Below are 17,678 nucleotides of genomic sequence, written 5' to 3'. Positions count from 1 at the left end.
AGGTACCCGTTTCACGGTTGGCACTTGAAACCCCGCTGGGTAGAATAGACTTAGAAAAAAAGTTTGAGATTTCTGGGCAAGACAGTATAAAAACCATAGCCCAACTTTCAATACATAGTGAACAACCAAATATGCCTTTTCCTTCCTGAGAAGGGGGAGTCTCGTTTCGGGACTTCCTCTTTTTTTTTCAGGCTGGAAACTTTGGGCAAATACCGAAAGGAGAAACAGCAATGAACGAGAAGCAGAAGGAATACTGGGCGAAGCGTTACGAGAAACTAATCAGTCTCTCCGTCGAACTTCCAAGAGAGTTGAGAGAGGAAGTTCGTGAAGCCGCAAAGCAAGAGGGAATCTCAAGCGGTGAGTTCATCCGCCGTGCTATCCGTGAACGCTTAGCCGACTAACAACCGAATATTGACAACTGAATATAGGAAGGAAACGGGTAATGATTACTGACTTCAACTTAGACGCTTGCCGCGACAGTGCGGTTATATATAGTTCCGTCCTCGAACAGATTGAAATGCTCTACGAGGACGATACGGAACTCGCAGGGGAGTTCGCAATCGCGGCGATACAGACAGTCTTGAGCGGGGACACCACCACGGACAACAAGATGATAAAGGTGATGCTAAAGCAACTCCAACAGTCCGCACTAAAGAACCAAGAAAGATACGAGTTGAGTAGGGAATCCAAAAGAGAGTACAAAGCAAAGGATTTGCGGCTTGACGAAATAGCCGAACTTGTCAACGAGGGTATGAGCGTGCGGGAAATCGAACAACAACTCGATATCCCTAAGAGCACCGTCTCTTACAGACTTGGGATTATCAAGAAGGATTACCCAGAACTACTATCAAACGAGGTGTCCAACTGTCCAACTTGTCCAACATATGTAACTGATACTGATACTGTAACTGATACTGAGACTGGTACTGATACTTTGACTGATACTGAAACTGAGACTGAGACTTATAATGAGACTGTTTATTCGCTTTCGGACAAGCCGAAAGCGGGGCTTGCTACGCAAGCCAATCAAATAGGGTTTGGAAACTACGTCTATTAGAGGGAAGGAAACGATTATGGGACTATTCGGAAACAAGGAGTCACGCGAGGAGAAGCAAGCCCGCAAAGAAGCCAAGAAACAGGGTGAGTTGGAGAAGGTTGAGAAGTACGGCAAGGTTGTCCAGTTCATGTTCAGCGACGATATGACTGCAACCTTGTTCCTCCGCGAGAACGGTATCGAGTACAAGGTGACTAACAACGAAGAAGAGTCCGGTATCGCAACTTGGGGCGAAATCCAGTCAATCACGCTTGAGGACGGGGAGGAACTACAGTCCCGCGTGACGGCTACCCGCTTGCTCATGCTTGGCGTGTTCGCTTTCGCCGCCAAGAAGAAGACGGGCGGAAACAAGTTCATCACCGTCGAAGGTGAAGACTTCCTCTGGGCGTTGGAGGTTGGACGCAAGAAGGTTAGCGAAGCCCAACGACTCGTTATGAAGGCACGCCAACTCATGAAGAAGGCTTAGCCGCACGGGGACTTACTACTTGAGTCTCTTGGAAAAAAGTTCAGAAAAGTTGGGCATAACAGGCTAAAAAACATAGCCCAACTTTCATATATAAGTGAATAGCGAACTGCCATTTGCTATTTACCTCTTTCCTTTCTGTTGGGGAGGGACGGTTTCACCGCCGTCCTTCCTTTTTATTTGGGGGAAAGAGGTAATACAAATCACTACAGCGAAAGGAAAGAAACGATGATGAACAACACTATCCAACTCCGCGTATCCGACTCCATGAAGGCGAAGATTGAAGCGTTCGCACAGGCAAACGAGATGAACGTAAGCGAAGCGTGCCGCAACCTTATCTCCATGGAACTCAACCGCAAGGAGACGGTATTCGCCGCAAGCGACTTCGTGAAGTTCCTAAAGTCCGTAGGCTTCAACGCACTCGATGAAATCGAACCCGCCACGCTCGATGACGCGGCCAAGTTCTACGAGTCCTACCGCGACGGACTCTCAAAGGAACCCGATTACTGGCGTACTCTTGGGGAGCGTGAACTACACCTCAAGAACGATTTCGAGAAGAACAAGCGTGAGAACCCGAGCGTCAAGCACTCCTATGCCGCCCGCGTGGCTCACTGCCTAAACGGGCGATAGTCGATAAAAGCAAGTCTAGTTTTTTCAAATAGGTACAGCAGTCATATCTGCTGTTTCTCTTGGAGAGGGCAGGGGCTAACACCTCTGCCCTTTTCTATTGCTCAGGAAAAAGGAAAAGGAGAAACATTGAGATGTCTTTTACAGATGATAAGAAGAGGGGCAAGGTTGGCGAGAGAGTTGTAAAGGGATACTTCGAAGCCATAGGAGCCGAAATAAGAGACTTGAGCGAGGAATCCGAGTACCAAGCCCAAGACGTTGATTTGATAGCCGCAGACGGGCTTACATACGAAGTGAAGACTGATTACCGCTTCGCTGAAACCGGAAACCTCGCGTTGGAGGATAGCGTCACGAACTACTACGGCACCCATAAGAGTTGGCTTTGGACTTCCAAGGCCGATTACTTCTGCTTCGTTGACCCGAACCAAACTGACAGGTTCATCGCCATAAGTGCGGAGAACTTACGCCACTTGGTTAGGTTCGAATCGTTCCGCAAGGTGACGAAGGACGATGGTTATAAGTACATTTCCCTCTACCTATTGCCCTATTGGAAGTACCAAGAGTGCTTCGAGGTATACGAATACTAAGTTAGGAGGTGCGGCGATTGGCAGGAACCAAAAGCACTTTGAACGATTGGACTACCGCGAGGAAGAACAAGCGGTTTGCGGAACTATATGTCTTGGAGTGCGGCTATAACGCGAGTGCCGCATACCGCCGACTTTGGTTGGAGATTCACCCCGACAGGGATGAATCCGACTTACCGAGTACCACGACAATCAGAAGCCAAGCATACGAGTACCGCCACAAACCAGCCGTCCAAAAGCAGATTGAGAAGTTGGAGAAGAAGGTGGAGGAATCGCAAACCATCCGCCGCAACGAGACAATCTTCAATCTCAGAGAGATTGCGTTCAACGAAGAGAACTCCAACAGCGACAGGCTCAAGGCTATCGACCTGCTCAACAAGATGGGCGGATTCTACACCGAGAACTACAAGGTTGATTCCAACTCAACCATAGAGGTAACGCTTACGGACTAAGGGCGTTGCCTATGAACATCAGAATATCCCGCCGAGTGTTCGCACCGGCTTTTCTACCCTTGCTCTTGGACAACGAACACAGGGTAATACTACTCTTAGGCGGTGGCGGCTCAGGCAAGTCCTACTTCTCGTTTCAGAGAGCCGTGTACCGTGCGTTGTCCGAACCCAACAGAAAGATATTGATTGTCCGCAAGAGTGCGGTTGACGTTCGCCGCTCTTGTTGGGAAGACTTGCTCAGGACTCTTGGACAGTTCAAGGTAAAGCAACTTTGCACCATCAACCAAACGACTATGGAGGTGCGACTTACCAACGGTAGCCGTTTCCTCTTGATGGGGCTTGACGATTTCGAGAAAGTCAAGTCGATACCCGATATCAACGACATTCTCATTGAGGAAGCGTCTGAGATAACCTTTGACGATTACTCACAGTTGCTACAGCGTACCCGTGGAAAGGGTAAGTTGCTCAATCAAGTCGTTCTTATGAGCAACCCCGTATCGAAAGCCAACTGGCTCTTCAAGCACTTCTTCGAAGACGGTTGTAGAGAACCCAACTGTATCATCAGCCGCACGACTTACAAGGACAATCCCTTTCTCAACCAAGAGACAATCGAGACACTTGAAAACTATGAGCGGACGAATCCCTATTACTACCGCGTCTACACTCTCGGGGAATGGGGTTCGCTATCGAAGCAGATAATCACCAACTACCGCTCAGAAGAACTTGATATAGCGGAACTGAGCAAGCACGGATATCAGCATCTCGTAGGCTTGGACTTCGGCTTCGTCAACGACCCGACAGCCATTGTCGATTGCCTATTGGACGAAGACAACTCCAAACTCTACGTAATCCGAGAGTTCTTCAAGACTGGGCTTCTGAACGACGAGATAGCCGCACAACTAAAAGTGATGGGGCTATCCAAGTCAACCATCGTCGCTGACTCCGCTGAGATGAAGTCTATAGAGGAAATAAAGCGTGCGGGGATAACCCGCATCAAGCCCGCCGCCAAAGGACAAGGCTCAGTTCTACAGGGCATCCAGAAACTACAGCAATACGAGATAGTAGTTGACTCTTCCTGCTTCAACCTCTTGGAAGAGTTGGAGAACTATTCGTGGAAGAAGGACAAGTCAACGGGCGAGTACGTGAACGAGCCTATAGACGCCTACAACCACGCCATAGACGCACTTAGGTACTCGCTCCAATGTTGCGAGCACAAGCACCGTCTAAAGACACTACCGAAATACTCGTTATAAGGGGTGAGAACGATTTACAAGATTCTATTCGACAAGGGTGATGAACTCACCCCGCAAATCATCGGCAAGGTAATCCGCAAGCACCAAGAGAAGGTAGTTCCAATGCTCGAACGTGCCAACGGGTACTTCGAGGGACGCGGACAGGCTATCATGAACCGCACGAACCCAGACCCATCCCGTCCCAACAACAGAATCGTAAAGAACTACTGCAAGACTATCGTTGAGAACTTCCAAGGATATCTAACTGGCAATCCCGTCTCCTACGTTGGGATTGACAGGGCGGATATTAGCAACATCCAAGACGTTCTCAACGGCAACGACGTAATCAACACGGACTCCGAGTTCTTACAAGATGCTCTTGTAAACGGCATCGCGTTTGAACTCTGCTACGTGAACGAGGACAACGAGAACCGTTTCAAGAACGTGGACGCACGCTCAGTCGTTCCAATCTACTCGAACGACTTGGATGAAGACTTGCTCTTCGCAATCTACTATTACCCGATTCAGAACTGGCAGGACGAGACGGCACCCGAGGTTTGGGGCGTTGACGTTTACACCGACTCCGATATCTACCATTACGAGAGCACCAACACGTTCAACAACTTCACCCTCTTGGAAGTCGAACCGCACTACTTCAAGGAGGTACCGTTCGTAGTATTCGACTTGAACAAGGAGAACACGCCCATCTTCGAACCCATCATCTCGCTACAGGACGCCTACAACGCACTCCTATCCGACGAGGTGAACGACTTCGCGGCGTTCGTTGACGCCTACATGGTTCTCAAGAACCTCGACGCCACATCTGAGGACTTGGCTGAGATGAAGGCGAACCGCACAATCATCATCGACGGCGAGAGCGACGTTTCCTATCTCACCAAGAACATCAGCGACACCCAAATCCAGAACCTATTAGACAACATCAACTCTTCCATTCACACGGTTAGCAACTCGCCGGACTTCTCAAGCGAGGAGTTCAACAACGGCGTTAGTTCCGGCATCGCACTACAGTTCAAGTTGGTTGGCTTCAACAACATCGCTTCGAACATCGAAGCACGTTTCCGCAAGGCGTTGCAGAAGCGTATCTCGCTTATCAACACGATTCTCGAACTCGTTGATACGGATGCTTGCCCCGTGGAGGTTTCCTTCAAGCACAACCTACCAACAAGCATCCTCGATACTGTGAACATGGTGAACAGCCTACGCGGACTCGTTAGCGACGAAACCCTACTCTCTCAAATCCCGTTCATCAAGGACGTTACACAGGAACTTGAGCGTATCGAGAAGCAGAACGAACCGTATCTCGACCCATACGGCACCGCTGAACAGGTGATGGCTAATGGCGAAGAGACGGAATAACTACTGGCAGGAGAGAATCAAGGAAGAGCAAGAGAACTCCTACAATCGGCTCAACAAGGACACCGAGAGGGAACTAGCCGCTATCTATCACGAACAGGCAACCGCACTCCGCAACTCGATACTTGAGGTGTTCGCAAAGATTGAGTCCCAGAAGGAAGCGGGCGAGCCTATCCAAGCGAACGACTTGTACCGCAACCGTCGTTATTGGGAACTCTTGGAGGAGATAAACGAGCGTCTAAAGGTACTCGGACGCGAGCAGATACGAATCACGGAACCAGCGATAGTCAAGGCGTACCAAGAGACGCTGGACATAGTTGATTCCAACATCGTAGCCACTACATCAGCCGTCAACACGGCACTTATGAACGCCCACGCCATAGACGGCAAGCAGATAGTCAACCAAGTATGGTGTCTGGATGGCAAGAACTTCTCAGATAGGGTTTGGAACGACAAGCAGAAACTAATGCCCCAAATCAAGAAGGCACTCTCAGACGCTTTAGTTCAAGGCAAGTCCCATTGGGAGATAGCGAAGGCAATGAGCGACAAACTTGAGGTTAGCCGCGAGAACGCATTCCGCCTTGTACGCACGGAAACCGCACACGCCCAAGTCTACGCACAGACTCAACGATACAAGGAGTACGGCTTCACCAAGGGCAAGTTCTTAGCGTCTCCTACTTGCTGCCACGAGTGCCAAGAGCACAACGGCGAGATATACACGTTAGAGGAACTTGAGAAACTTCTACCAGTACACCCGCGTTGCACCTGCACTTACACGCTTGTAGGTGATTAGCGTGCTCGAACTCATATCTACCTACACTCTTGGGGAGTTCATAGGATTTTGCTCGATATTGGCGGGTTGTATCGCCGCTATCGTGAAGTTCCTTGGCTACCTCAACGAGCAGTTCCACTTCGTAGAGACGAAGAAGACGAAGATAGACAACTTGAACTCCAAACTCGACTCTCTCTTGGAGAAGGTTGAGAAGAACGAGGAGGATACACAAGTCCTCAAGGAAGCGAGCATTTCCCGCATCAAAGGCAAGATAGTCGATAGACACAAGGAGTATATGGAACTCGGATACATCGACTACCGCACCTTGGACTACCTACAGGCTCAGTTCCGAGCCTACGAGAAGATGGGCGGAAACTCGTATGTCCACGAACTCATGCGGGACTTGGAACAACTTCCATTGAAGGGTTAGGGCTAAACCCGATAAAAGACAGCCCGCTTTTTTCAAATACAGATGAACGAACGAGAGGGGGAGCAGAACGCTTCAACTCTCTTTTGATTTAGCAGGGGCGGTGTATCGCCGCAACTCGAATGAAAGGAAATGACTATGGAAAACGAAGCCGTGAACCAGTCCCAAGAGACTCAGGCAACCGAGACTCAGGAATCCACACCCCACACCTATACGGAAGAGGAAGTCCGCGAACTCCTACAGAAGGAGGGCGATAAGCGAGTCTCCGAAGCGATGAAGAAGGCTGAGCGAAAGAGCCAAGCGAAGATAAAGGAAGCCGCAAAACTCGCACAGATGAACGAGGAGCAGAAGTTCCAGTATGAACTTGAGCAGCGAGAGAAGGCAATCGAAGCCAAGGAAAAGGAACTCGCACTCGCAGAGAACAAGGCTACCGCTTCTCAAATCCTCGCCGACAGGGGCATTTCCGCTCAACTCGTGGACATGGTTGTTGCCGAGGACGCGGACGAGATGATGGACAACATCAACCGTCTGGACAACGCTTTCAAGGCTTCCGTCAAAGCAGAAGTAGAGAAGCGTCTTGCAACCAAGACTCCGAAGAAGAACCTACCTCTTGACACGCACATCACCCAAGAGCAGTTCCGAGCAATGCCGTTGTCTCAACAGAACGCACTCTACAAGTCCAACCCCGAACTATATAAGACGCTTTCGGGGCGTGGCTGATAAACCAACCCTACAACTGAATAAGGAGAATCAAACATGGCTGAACCTACCGCCGGAACCATTGATTTATATTCCAACTTCGTAGTCGAGAACAAGATTACCGATACCGTCAACTCCCTTCTTGACGTGAACTCTCTTATGACTCTCGACACCACCCTCACAACCGACGCTGGACTCACCAAGAAGGTACACAAGTACACCTATTCCGGCACCGTCGAAGCACTCGCCAAGGGTGCCAAGAACACCAAGTACGGCTCCATTGATATGGAAGAGACTGATTACACAGTCAAGCGTTACCAGCAGTCCTACAAGTTCAACGACATTGACGTTATGACTGACCCAACCATCCAAGACGTGTTCGCCGATGGTGCGGCCAAGGCTATGGCTAACGAAATCCGCACCGAATACTTCACCGAACTCGCCAAGATTAGCAACTCCGTTGACGTTACAACCGCACTCACCTATGACGCAATCGTTGATGCTCTACAGGAAATCGGCGTTGAGAACGAAGACAACCTCTTCCTACTTATGGGCGGTGACGGCAAGGCCGCTATCCGCAAGGACGCTGACTTCATTGCAAGCCGTCAAGGCGATATCGTTTACACCGGACAGTTCGGCACAGTTTGCGGCGTTCCCGTAATCTTCTCCAAACTCGTTCCCGCCAACACCGTCTACGCAACCAAGAAGGACGCTGTACGCTTCTTCGTCAAGCGTGAGGGTACCGTAGAGCAGGACAGAGATATCGAGACTAAAGACAACCTCGTTGTCTACGAACGCCACGGACTTATCGCACTCGTTGACGATACCGAGTCTTGCATCATCAACTTCAACACTGCCGCTGCTTAGTCATACAACCGAATAAAGAGAGGGGCTATAGATGCTAAGTAAACTCAAAATCCTATACCCCGCACTCTCTGACGAACTTCTCTCACTTCTCTTGGAGAACGCAACCGACTTCGTATGCGACTACTGCCATTTGGACGAGGTAGACAGTTCGCTCAACGCGACTATCTTCAAGATTGTCCAAGAGGACTTGACGAAGTTGGATTCACAGGGCTTATCGAGCGAATCGGCGGGCGGTGTCTCGCTTTCCTATACGAGCGACTACAGCCCCGCTATCTACGCATCACTCAACAAGCACAAGCGTATACGCACCGCTTAGGGGTGAGTGCCTATGTTCCGTTCACGAATGACTGAGCACTCAATCCAAGAGCCAATCAGGAAAACAGACGGCTTGGGATTCGCTTTCGATGATTACGACGAATCCCGAGCCGTTGCCCTCTACATAACCACGCCCACCCAAAGCACATTCAACCAGAACGAACTAATCACCACCCGTTACGACGCGGTTGGCTTCTCGCTTGAGGACTTGCCACAAGGCACCCTCATAGACGAAGAGTTCACGGTTGAGACTTCCACACCCTTCAAAGGGTGCGAGTGGGTACTTGAACTAAAGCGAATCGGAAACGCCAATGCCCAGTAATCACGAGGTATCACAGAACCTTAGCGAGTTCATACACAAGGACTTACCCAACTACCTCAAACGGGCGATGGCGGAAGCGTGTGCGGAGGTTCAGGGTGCGGCGAGAGAGAAGTGTCCGTCCGACACGGGCAACTTGAGACGTTCCATAGACTTCGAGGTAGAGGACGATGGGCGAGAGGGCGTTGTCTTCTCGAACGTCGAGTACGCACCATATGTCGAAGTCGGCACGGGCATCCACTCAAGCAAGGGCAACGGACGCAAGACGCCTTGGAGATACGAGGGTTCGCACGGCTGGGTTACGACGAGCGGCAACGAGCCGCAACCCTTCTTGGAACCAGCCGCACGAGAGAAGCAATCAGACATTACAAAGAAGTTCGAGGGGTTGTTTTAGATGATACTTTCAAGCCTATTGGGGGCTATCCAACAGGCTACAGGAATAGCCCCGCAAGCATATATGACAGAGAAGGCGGGAAAGCCCGCTATCACATATTCCTTCTACCGTGCCACGGACAACGGTGCGGTAGCCACATACCGTCTGCAAACGCGAGTGTTCGCAAAGACTCAGGAACAGGCGGTAGAGGTTGAGCAGAAGATAACCGACTCGTTAGTGACTCTTGGGGACTCTACCAAGTTCGGTTGCTCAATCTCTTCGAACGGGGGCGGTGCGTTGCTCGACGCCGACACCAACACCCCGCAAGTCCTCACCTACTTCGACGTGGTAGCCAAGCATTAGGCTCCACGACTTCACAACTGAATAACGCAAAGGAGTTGAATAGATGGCTATCAACAAGAAGATTGTACTCGGTAGCGGAAAACTCTACGCAACAGAGTTCACCGACACCATCCCCGAGGACTCCACCCTTGAGGTTGATGATAACATCCTCGGACTAATCAGCGGTGGTGCGACACTCACCTACGAGCCTGAGTTCTACACCGCTTCCGATGACTTAGGCATCGCCGTAAAGAAGATGATTACGAACGAGAACGTAACCCTTCAATCCGGCATCATGACTTGGAACGGCAAGACTCTACAGAAACTCGTGAACACCGGACGTGTTGACGAGGACACCGCTGGCAAGCGAATCGTCAAGATTGGCGGTGTCGGCAACTACGACGGCAAGAAGTACGTTCTCCGCTTCGTCCACGAGGACGCGGCTGAGGGTGATATCCGCATTACTATCGTTGGCTCCAACGAAGCGGGCTTCGAGATTGCCTTCACTAAGGACGAGGAGACAGTAATCGACGCCGAGTTCACCGCGTTCCCGATTGACGATGATGGCACTCTCATTATCTACGAAGAGGAAGACGCGAGCGTAACCGGCAAGACTGAGTAGGCCGACACTTCGAAAAACCGACAGGGGCGGGGGATTAGTCCCTTGCCCCTTTTTTCTTTTACCAAAACAACTGACTAAGGAGAAACACATGCTCGATTTGACTGCTGCTTTTAGTGAACTCTATCAGGTTCGTCTATTCGACGGTACGGAACTGAACCTCAACCGTCCGACACAGGCTCTTCAAGAGTCCATCATGCGGCTTCAGGAGATGGGCAACGACGCCAAGAACTCCTCCAAGATTATGAAGGAGACTATGGCTATCTTCTGCCGAGTCCTCAACCGCAACACCGAGGGAATCACCTTCACCCAAGAGCAACTTGAAGATGATTACGATTATTCCGTTGCACTCTTGGTTATCGGCGATTACCTACAGTTCTACGCTAAAGAGGTGGCTGCTAAAGTCTCTTTCCGCACTACCCAATAGCAGACAAGCAAAAAGAAGATAGCGAACCCTACCTCGCTGTTGGGTTAGAGCGGTACAGTCTCATATTTCACTACTTCGGGGTGTCCATCTCAGAGCAAATGGAGATGGACACCCTCACTTTCAACGAGTTGCTTAGAGACGCATACGTTATACGTCTCAAGGAGACTGACGAAGGTAGGGAATACCTCGAAAACTGCTGGCGTTTCGCACAGCAGGAACCCGATAGAGCCGCACTTAGAAAACAGTTCGAACACTAACTAAGGCGGTGAACACTTGTTAGATTTAGGCACACTACGAATCGGCATCGAAGCCGACTCAACAGCCGCTAAGTCCGAGATTGAGGGTGTCCGCAAGACAACTCAGGACACCGAGAGTCAAACCGAATCTTCTACGAAGTCCATGTCTGACTCTTGGAACTCCTTTTCCTCAAGCGTCAAGACAGCCGCCGCCGTTGGCTTCGCGGCTATCACAGCAGCCGTGGCGAGCCTTGTTAGCGTGGCTAACGAGACTCAGGAGGATATGGGGAAACTGGACACGGCCTTCCAGCAAGCGGGTTGGAGTGCCGAAGCGGCTGGCAACACCTACAGGGGCTTCGTAGGACTCTTGGGAGAAACCGACACAGCCGTTGAAGCATCGAACCACCTTGCTCAACTATGCACGAGCGAAGAGCAACTTAGCCAATGGACGAACATAGCCGCTGGCGTGTTCGCAACCTTTGGCGATTCCCTGCCGCTCGAATCGCTCACCGAAGCCGCCAACGAGACGGCTAAGACTGGCACCGTGGTAGGCTCACTGGCAGACGCTTTGAACTGGGCGGGCGTAAGCGAGGACGAGTTCAACGCGAAACTCGCCGCTTGCAACACCGAAGCCGAGCGAAGCCAACTTATCACCGACACGCTCAACGGACTCTACAGCGAAACCGGACAGGCTTACCGCGACAACAACGCGGAACTAATCGCCTACCGTGAAGCACAGGACGCTATGAATCAGGCGTTGTCGGATTTAGGTACGGCACTAATGCCCATCGTTACCGACTTGACTAACTTCGGCACCACTCTACTCAACAACTGCCAACCCGCTATTCAGTGGTTCAAGGACAACTTGCCCGCAATCAAGGACACGTTCCTACAGTGGGCACCCGCAATCGCAGCCGTTGTCGGTGCGTTCTTAGGCTTCCAAGCGGCTACCACAATCGCCGGAATCGTTCAGGGCATCACGACAGCCATTACCGCCTTCAAGACTGCCAACGAAGCGGCTACCATCGCTCAAGCGGCTTTGAACGCGGTTATGAACGCCAACCCGTTCGTACTTATCGCAACCCTTATCGCCGCACTCGTTACGGCACTTATCACCCTTTGGACAACCAACGAGGGATTCCGCAACGCGGTTATCAACGCTTGGAACGCCATTAGTTCAACAGCGTCTATGGTGTGGGGTGCGATAGTGAACTTCTTCACGGTGACTATCCCCAACGCTATTACTACCATGCTCACTTGGTTCAGCCAACTCCCCGCGAACATCGCATCGTTCCTAATGAGTGTGCTAACCAACGTCGCTTCTTGGGTTTCAAGTATGGCGAGCAACGCGGTGCAGGCTGGTTCTCAGTTCTTGAACAACGTCGTGAACTTCCTTACCCAACTTCCTTCCCGCGTGGCTTCGTTCCTATCCAACGTCATTTCACGTGTTGCCTCTTGGGTGGGGCAGATGGCGAGCAACGCGGCCAACGCGGCTTCTCAGTTCGCGTCTAACCTAATCAACGGGCTTGCGAGCCTACCGGGACGTGTCGTTTCAGTCGGCTCCAACATCATCCAAGGTTTGGTGAACGGCATCACAAGCGGTGCTCAAAGCGTAATCAACGCAATCGGCGGTGTCGTGAACGATGCTATCTCGTGGGCGAAGGGACTACTTGGAATCCATTCTCCTTCGAAAGTCTTCGCTGAAATCGGCGATTTCACAATGCTTGGTATGGAAGAGGGAATCAACGGCGGACTCAAGGGCGTACTAAAGACAGTCAAGAACGCCGCTACAAGCGTCTCAGATGCTTTTGCAGTCGATATGCCGGACGTTGAAGCCAACTACCGAGCCTACAGCAATGCACGCCTTGGAGGGGCTTTCGACGGCTCACAGGGCGGCACGACGAACAACAGCACTTCCACGACAACAGTTGTGGTGAACAACTACTCGCCCAAGACGCTGAACGAAAAGGACTCCGCACGCGAGTTCAAGCGTTCGGTTCGTCAACTCGCACTCGCTTAGATTGGAGGGATATGAGAAAACGCAAGTACACCATCACGAACCTTGACGGCACGGTTGCTATCAACTTCGACAACAAGACGTACACCAAGAGCCTATTGGACTTGGGTTCAATCGAAGCGAACCTTTCATCCTACGTGGGTGCGGGACAGGCGGGACAGACGATAACCGCACGACAGTACGGCACGCGAGAAGTCGTTATCGAAGGCTACGTCCTTGCCGACACCGAAGAGGAAATGAAGAGCCGCAAGGCTACTCTACAGAAGGTAATCGTCCCCACAACGGACTTCTACTTGGTGATTGATGATAGATACCGTCTCCGCATCACGGCAACCAGCACCCTTCAATACGAAACGGACTGGTACCTCAACTGCGAGATGCTTACCAAGTTCACAATCGAGGGGACTTGCTCAAACCCGTTCTTCGAGACTATCCAAGAGCAACAGGCTTCTATCACTGGTTGGATAAAGGACTTTCACTTCCCGTTCTCTAACCCCGTGGGGCAACGCTTCACGTTTGGACACAGAAGCACTTCCAAGATTGTCGATTTACGCAACGAGTCCGAGGTTGAAACTGGAATGATTATCACCTTCAAGGCGGTAGCCGGAACCATCATCAACCCGACTCTTATGAACGTGAACACGGGCGAGGAACTTACCATCGAAGCGACTCTTGAGAGCGGCGAAGAAGTAGAAGTCAACACGGGGTACGGCACTAAGAGTTGTCGCAACACAACCCTTGACGAGAACTGGTTGCAATACGTCTCCCTCGAATCAACTTGGCTTCAAATGCCCGTGGGCATCTCAAGTTTCCGCTACGACTACGACGAAGAGTCAACCGGAACCCTTGAATGCAACGTCTACTACACCCCGCAACTAATCGAGGTGTAACGGATGAATATATACGTCTACAAAGTCGAGGGCATCACGCCTACAGAGTGCGTCGGTGTCCTCGACTCCTACGCTTCGCTCAACTTCACGAAGTCCTTCAAGGGTTGCGGGACTTGGACAATCAAGGGCAACTTCACCCAAGAGGTTGAAAGGATGCTCAAGGTTGGCTACTTCATCTACGTCAATCCCCAGATTTGCGGGATGTGCTACTCCATCGAGTACGACACGGACGAAGAAGGGACAACCACGTACACAGCCTACGGCAACGAACTAAAAGGCATACTCGCGTACCGAATCGTATGGGACACCTACAGCCGCAAAGTCAACCTCCGCGACTACGTGAACGACTTGGTTGAGAAGAACACGCAGGGCAACCGAGCCTTGTTCAGCCGCATGGACAAACCGCAAATCTCCACTCCCACAGTCGATAAGCAAGTCTCTTACTCGAACCTCTTGGATACTATCGGGGACGTTGTTGAGACGGCCACTTCCACCGATGGCAACCCAATAGGCTTCGACGTTTATTGCGAGAATGCGGAACGGTTCGTCTTCACTCTCTTGGAAGGTGCGGACAGGACTATCACGAGTCCAGAACCTTTGCTCTTCTCACGCGACTTGAACAACGTCTCCACCCTAAACTACTCCGAGTCCGAAAAGGAACTCGTGAATATTGTGAAGGCAGGCGGACAGGGCGAGGGAGCCGAACGAGTATTGACAGTCGTGGGGGACGAGTCCTTGACGGGACTTGCGAGACGCGAGGGTTTCGCGGATTGCCGGAACCTACAATCAACCTACAAGGACGAGAACGGCGATACGCAGACTATCAGTGCCGAGGATTACTTGGCGATGCTCCAAGAGGAAGCAAAGGCATCTCTAACGCCCGCAACCCTATCCGTTGACGCAGAAGCCGTCGTGACGGTACAGCAAGCCTTGGATGCTCTTGGGGCGAAAGTCACACTACGCGACAGGGCTTTCAACGTGCAGACAACCGATTACGTCTCAGAAGTCAACGTGATTGACGAGGGGGACGGGATGTTGGTAACGCTCACCATCGGCGAGGGGCTGACGGCACAGCGACTAATCCTATAAACGAAAGGACAACTGAATATGGCTGAACACTACTCTTTCTTTGACGCTCAGGGAGCGGAAGGAAGTTACGATAGGACTTACTCAAGTGCCGACTTGGCTTCTTACTTCGCTTCATTCATCGGCAACGGCGTCTACGTGAATCCCGCCAACCAACTAAAGGTATCACCCGCAAACGGCAAGATGGCGGTGAACGTGGCGGTTGGCAAGGCTTGGATAAACGGCTACTTCTACGAACTCAGCGAGTCCGCAAAGGAACTCACCATCGCAACGGGCGATGCAAACAACCCTCGAATCGACAAGGTTGTTTGCTCGCTCAACCTATCCAACCGACTTATCGAACTCAAGGTTATCCAAGGTGCGGCGAGTGCCAACCCGCAAGCACCCGCACACTCACGCGAGGATGAAGTCTTTGATTTAGTCCTCGCTGAGGTTCACGTGGCTTCGGGTGCGGTTGAACTCAGCGAAGAAGATATCACCGACAAGCGACCCGACAACACTGTTTGCGGCTTCGTGACGGGCGTTGTCGAGCAAATCGACACAACCGGACTCTTCTCTCAGTACGACGCCGAGTTCAACACTTGGTTCGAGGGAATCCAAGGCATCCTTGACGAGGACACCGCTGGAAATCTTGCTAACCAAATCACCGCTATCCAAGAGCAGATGGCAGAGACTCTTACAGTGGAGAAGGGCGGCACGGGTGCTACAACCGCCGAACAGGCACGAACTAATCTTGGAGCAGCCGCCGCAAGCCACACACACGCGATTAGCGACGTTTCAGGCACCCTTCCCGTATCTCAGGGCGGCACGGGTGCGACAACAGCCTATGCGGCTCTACAGGCTCTTGGAATCACCCTTGGCACGAGTGCGGCACCTTCAACCGGAACCGCTAACACCATCTATATCCAACTTCTATAGGAGGTGATTAGATGGCTAACGGATGTACGATAAGTGCTTCTGCCACTTCCAACTCAATCACCGTAAGTGCCGCCGCTACTTACACGGGTTCTACTTGGAACGGCTACGGTGTCTCTTGCTCCATCTCAGTAGATGGCGTTGGCTCTTGGAGCGGAACCATCACCCTACCAAAGGGCGGTTCTCCACGCTACTTCTCGCACACCTTTTATATCTCAGAAGCGGGCAGTGCTCGAACCTTCACTTGCCGTGCGTCTTGGGATTCCTCTTGGAGTTCGGCGGGCGGCTCAACCTCTAACTCTTGCAGGGTGACAGTCCCCGCACGGCAGTACATTGCACACGGGAACCCGACTATCAAGGCAAGCAAGACTACGGCGAACTACGGCGAGAGCGTGACGATATCGTGGGCGAAGTCCGCGACTCAGGGCAACGCGAACTTCGATAGGTTCGAGTTGTGGCAGGGCAACACCAGACTCTACAGCGGTAGTGCAATCTCCAAGAGCGTCAAACCATCTGACGTGACGGGTGCGAAGGGCGGAACCGCAACCTATACCGTGAAGGAGATTCACGAGTGGTACGGCTCCTATCCCTCCACGCAATCAAGCGTGTCCATTACCGTTAGAAGCGGCGTCGTGTCCGCCTACGACTCGACAGGCAAGAAGCACACAGGTTTGGTGACAGCCTACGACTCAAGCGGCAAATCCCACTACGTTCTTATCACAGCCTATGACGCTAACGGTTCTCCGCACAGCGTAGTTTAGGGGGTGTCCTATGGAAACAAGTCTATTCTGGGACGCTCAGCAGAGCCAAGACGGGACTCTAGACAGGGTTTACAACTCCGATGATTTCGCCGCAATGTTTATGGGGTTCTGGGGAGACGGGCTTATCCCCAACACCTCAACCGCACTCTTGGTTGAGCCTATCGAGAACTCCTTCGCGGTAGTCGTGAACCCCGGTGACGCCTTCATCAAGGGACGCTTCTACCAGAACACGGAGGACAAGCAGTTCACTCTATCCAACGGCAACGCCCAAGAGCGGGTTGACTACATAGCACTTCGCTTCGACTCCGAGAAGCGAAGCGTCTACCTCAAATACTTGGAGGGTGCGGAGGGGGAGGGCAACCCGCTTTTCGCACGCTCAGCATCCTTGTTCGACTTGCTTTTGGCGAAGATTACCGTTCCCGCCAATGCACAGTATCTAACAGACGAGATGGTTGAGGACTTACGTGGAACCTCCGATTGCCCTTGGATAAACCTACGCTTCGACTTGGACGCTATCACTTCCAGTTTCCAAGCGTGGTACGACAACGTTAGGCAACTCTTGGACGAGGACGTTGCCGTACAACTCCAAGAGCAGATAGACGAGAACGCGGACGATATTGCAACGCTCAACTCGACTATCGCCAACCTTGTTGTTCAGAACCAGCAACTCCAAGAGCAACTTGAGAATGAACGCAAGTACGACAACGTAATCAAGGACGGCAATATCTACCTAAACACACGTCCGTATGACCCGGCAATCGACACCGACTTGCCGTAGATATAGCAAAAGGGACTTACCGAATCTGGTAAGTCCCTTTTTTGCGTTTGCG

The 17,678-nt window shown here is 51.6% G+C and carries 24 protein-coding genes; all 24 read left to right on the top strand.

Going from position 1 to position 17,678, the window contains the following annotated elements; all coding sequences use genetic code 11:
• The first annotated feature begins 230 nt into the window (after nucleotides 1-230).
• The 24 genes from C1711_RS03805 (at nucleotide 231) to C1711_RS03690 (ending at nucleotide 17,626) form a co-directional block, all read left to right on the top strand.
• Nucleotides 231-401 carry a ribbon-helix-helix protein, CopG family gene (locus C1711_RS03805; protein WP_102337866.1) on the top strand — a complete coding sequence of 57 codons (171 nt, stop codon included), beginning with the start codon at nucleotides 231-233 and terminating at the stop codon, nucleotides 399-401.
• A gap of 41 nt (nucleotides 402-442) precedes the next feature.
• On the top strand, nucleotides 443-1,057 hold the full coding sequence (locus tag C1711_RS03800; protein ID WP_102337865.1) for a helix-turn-helix domain-containing protein: 615 nt from the start codon (nucleotides 443-445) through the stop codon (nucleotides 1,055-1,057).
• Between the two features lie 16 nt (nucleotides 1,058-1,073).
• Complete coding sequence (locus C1711_RS03795) at nucleotides 1,074-1,520, top strand: hypothetical protein (protein WP_102337864.1); 447 nt, start codon at nucleotides 1,074-1,076, stop codon at nucleotides 1,518-1,520.
• Nucleotides 1,521-1,745: 225 nt separating this feature from the next.
• Nucleotides 1,746-2,147, top strand: a complete 402-nt coding sequence (locus tag C1711_RS03790) for a hypothetical protein (protein ID WP_102337863.1) — start codon at nucleotides 1,746-1,748, stop codon at nucleotides 2,145-2,147.
• A gap of 131 nt (nucleotides 2,148-2,278) precedes the next feature.
• On the top strand, nucleotides 2,279-2,731 hold the full coding sequence (locus C1711_RS03785; protein ID WP_102337862.1) for a hypothetical protein: 453 nt from the start codon (nucleotides 2,279-2,281) through the stop codon (nucleotides 2,729-2,731).
• A 260-nt stretch (nucleotides 2,732-2,991) separates the two neighbouring features.
• A complete protein-coding gene (locus tag C1711_RS07710; protein ID WP_159060041.1) occupies nucleotides 2,992-3,180 on the top strand; it encodes a hypothetical protein in 189 nt (62 codons plus the stop codon).
• Nucleotides 3,181-3,191: 11 nt separating this feature from the next.
• Nucleotides 3,192-4,430, top strand: coding sequence for a PBSX family phage terminase large subunit (locus C1711_RS03775; RefSeq protein ID WP_102337860.1), 1,239 nt, complete (start codon nucleotides 3,192-3,194; stop codon nucleotides 4,428-4,430).
• Nucleotides 4,431-4,433: 3 nt separating this feature from the next.
• Complete coding sequence (locus C1711_RS03770) at nucleotides 4,434-5,786, top strand: phage portal protein (protein ID WP_102337859.1); 1,353 nt, start codon at nucleotides 4,434-4,436, stop codon at nucleotides 5,784-5,786.
• Entirely contained in the window at nucleotides 5,767-6,576 is an 810-nt protein-coding gene (locus tag C1711_RS03765) for a minor capsid protein (RefSeq protein ID WP_102337858.1), read from the top strand. Before C1711_RS03770 ends, C1711_RS03765 begins: the two co-directional genes overlap by 20 nt.
• Nucleotide 6,577: 1 nt before the next feature.
• Nucleotides 6,578-6,985 carry a hypothetical protein gene (locus tag C1711_RS03760; protein WP_102337857.1) on the top strand — a complete coding sequence of 136 codons (408 nt, stop codon included), beginning with the start codon at nucleotides 6,578-6,580 and terminating at the stop codon, nucleotides 6,983-6,985.
• A 135-nt stretch (nucleotides 6,986-7,120) separates the two neighbouring features.
• On the top strand, nucleotides 7,121-7,702 hold the full coding sequence (locus C1711_RS03755; RefSeq protein WP_159060040.1) for a DUF4355 domain-containing protein: 582 nt from the start codon (nucleotides 7,121-7,123) through the stop codon (nucleotides 7,700-7,702).
• A gap of 36 nt (nucleotides 7,703-7,738) precedes the next feature.
• Nucleotides 7,739-8,548, top strand: a complete 810-nt coding sequence (locus C1711_RS03750; RefSeq protein WP_102337855.1) for a hypothetical protein — start codon at nucleotides 7,739-7,741, stop codon at nucleotides 8,546-8,548.
• Nucleotides 8,549-8,579: 31 nt separating this feature from the next.
• The gene (locus C1711_RS03745) at nucleotides 8,580-8,864 is read left to right on the top strand and encodes a phage head-tail connector protein (RefSeq protein ID WP_102337854.1); all 285 of its coding nucleotides are present in this window, start codon (nucleotides 8,580-8,582) and stop codon (nucleotides 8,862-8,864) included.
• Between the two features lie 72 nt (nucleotides 8,865-8,936).
• Nucleotides 8,937-9,185 (top strand): hypothetical protein, encoded by a 249-nt coding sequence (locus C1711_RS03740; protein ID WP_159060039.1) that lies wholly within the window; start codon nucleotides 8,937-8,939, stop codon nucleotides 9,183-9,185.
• Nucleotides 9,175-9,576, top strand: a complete 402-nt coding sequence (locus C1711_RS03735; protein ID WP_102337852.1) for an HK97-gp10 family putative phage morphogenesis protein — start codon at nucleotides 9,175-9,177, stop codon at nucleotides 9,574-9,576. The genes C1711_RS03740 and C1711_RS03735 overlap by 11 nt, the downstream gene beginning before the upstream one ends.
• A gap of 63 nt (nucleotides 9,577-9,639) precedes the next feature.
• Nucleotides 9,640-9,918, top strand: coding sequence for a hypothetical protein (locus C1711_RS03730; RefSeq protein WP_159060038.1), 279 nt, complete (start codon nucleotides 9,640-9,642; stop codon nucleotides 9,916-9,918).
• A gap of 43 nt (nucleotides 9,919-9,961) precedes the next feature.
• Nucleotides 9,962-10,519: a hypothetical protein gene (locus C1711_RS03725; protein ID WP_102337850.1), complete on the top strand. Its 558-nt coding sequence runs from the start codon at nucleotides 9,962-9,964 to the stop codon at nucleotides 10,517-10,519.
• An 88-nt stretch (nucleotides 10,520-10,607) separates the two neighbouring features.
• Entirely contained in the window at nucleotides 10,608-10,943 is a 336-nt protein-coding gene (locus tag C1711_RS03720; protein ID WP_102337849.1) for a hypothetical protein, read from the top strand.
• Between the two features lie 273 nt (nucleotides 10,944-11,216).
• The gene (locus tag C1711_RS03715) at nucleotides 11,217-13,199 is read left to right on the top strand and encodes a phage tail protein (protein ID WP_102337848.1); all 1,983 of its coding nucleotides are present in this window, start codon (nucleotides 11,217-11,219) and stop codon (nucleotides 13,197-13,199) included.
• 11 nt (nucleotides 13,200-13,210) lie between these two features.
• A complete protein-coding gene (locus tag C1711_RS03710; RefSeq protein ID WP_102337847.1) occupies nucleotides 13,211-14,086 on the top strand; it encodes a phage distal tail protein in 876 nt (291 codons plus the stop codon).
• A gap of 3 nt (nucleotides 14,087-14,089) precedes the next feature.
• The gene (locus C1711_RS03705) at nucleotides 14,090-15,175 is read left to right on the top strand and encodes a siphovirus ReqiPepy6 Gp37-like family protein (RefSeq protein ID WP_102337846.1); all 1,086 of its coding nucleotides are present in this window, start codon (nucleotides 14,090-14,092) and stop codon (nucleotides 15,173-15,175) included.
• Between the two features lie 18 nt (nucleotides 15,176-15,193).
• On the top strand, nucleotides 15,194-16,090 hold the full coding sequence (locus tag C1711_RS03700; protein ID WP_102337845.1) for a hypothetical protein: 897 nt from the start codon (nucleotides 15,194-15,196) through the stop codon (nucleotides 16,088-16,090).
• Nucleotides 16,091-16,101: 11 nt separating this feature from the next.
• Nucleotides 16,102-16,848: a hypothetical protein gene (locus tag C1711_RS07705; RefSeq protein WP_159060037.1), complete on the top strand. Its 747-nt coding sequence runs from the start codon at nucleotides 16,102-16,104 to the stop codon at nucleotides 16,846-16,848.
• A gap of 10 nt (nucleotides 16,849-16,858) precedes the next feature.
• Nucleotides 16,859-17,626 carry a hypothetical protein gene (locus tag C1711_RS03690; protein WP_102337843.1) on the top strand — a complete coding sequence of 256 codons (768 nt, stop codon included), beginning with the start codon at nucleotides 16,859-16,861 and terminating at the stop codon, nucleotides 17,624-17,626.
• Nucleotides 17,627-17,678 lie beyond the last annotated feature (52 nt).

The sequence above is a fragment of the Collinsella provencensis genome, assembly GCF_900199705.1.
Classification (GTDB): Bacteria; Actinomycetota; Coriobacteriia; order Coriobacteriales; family Coriobacteriaceae; genus Collinsella; species Collinsella provencensis.
Note: the sequence above shows the minus strand (reverse complement) of the source record. Positions and strands in the feature narration are given on the sequence as shown.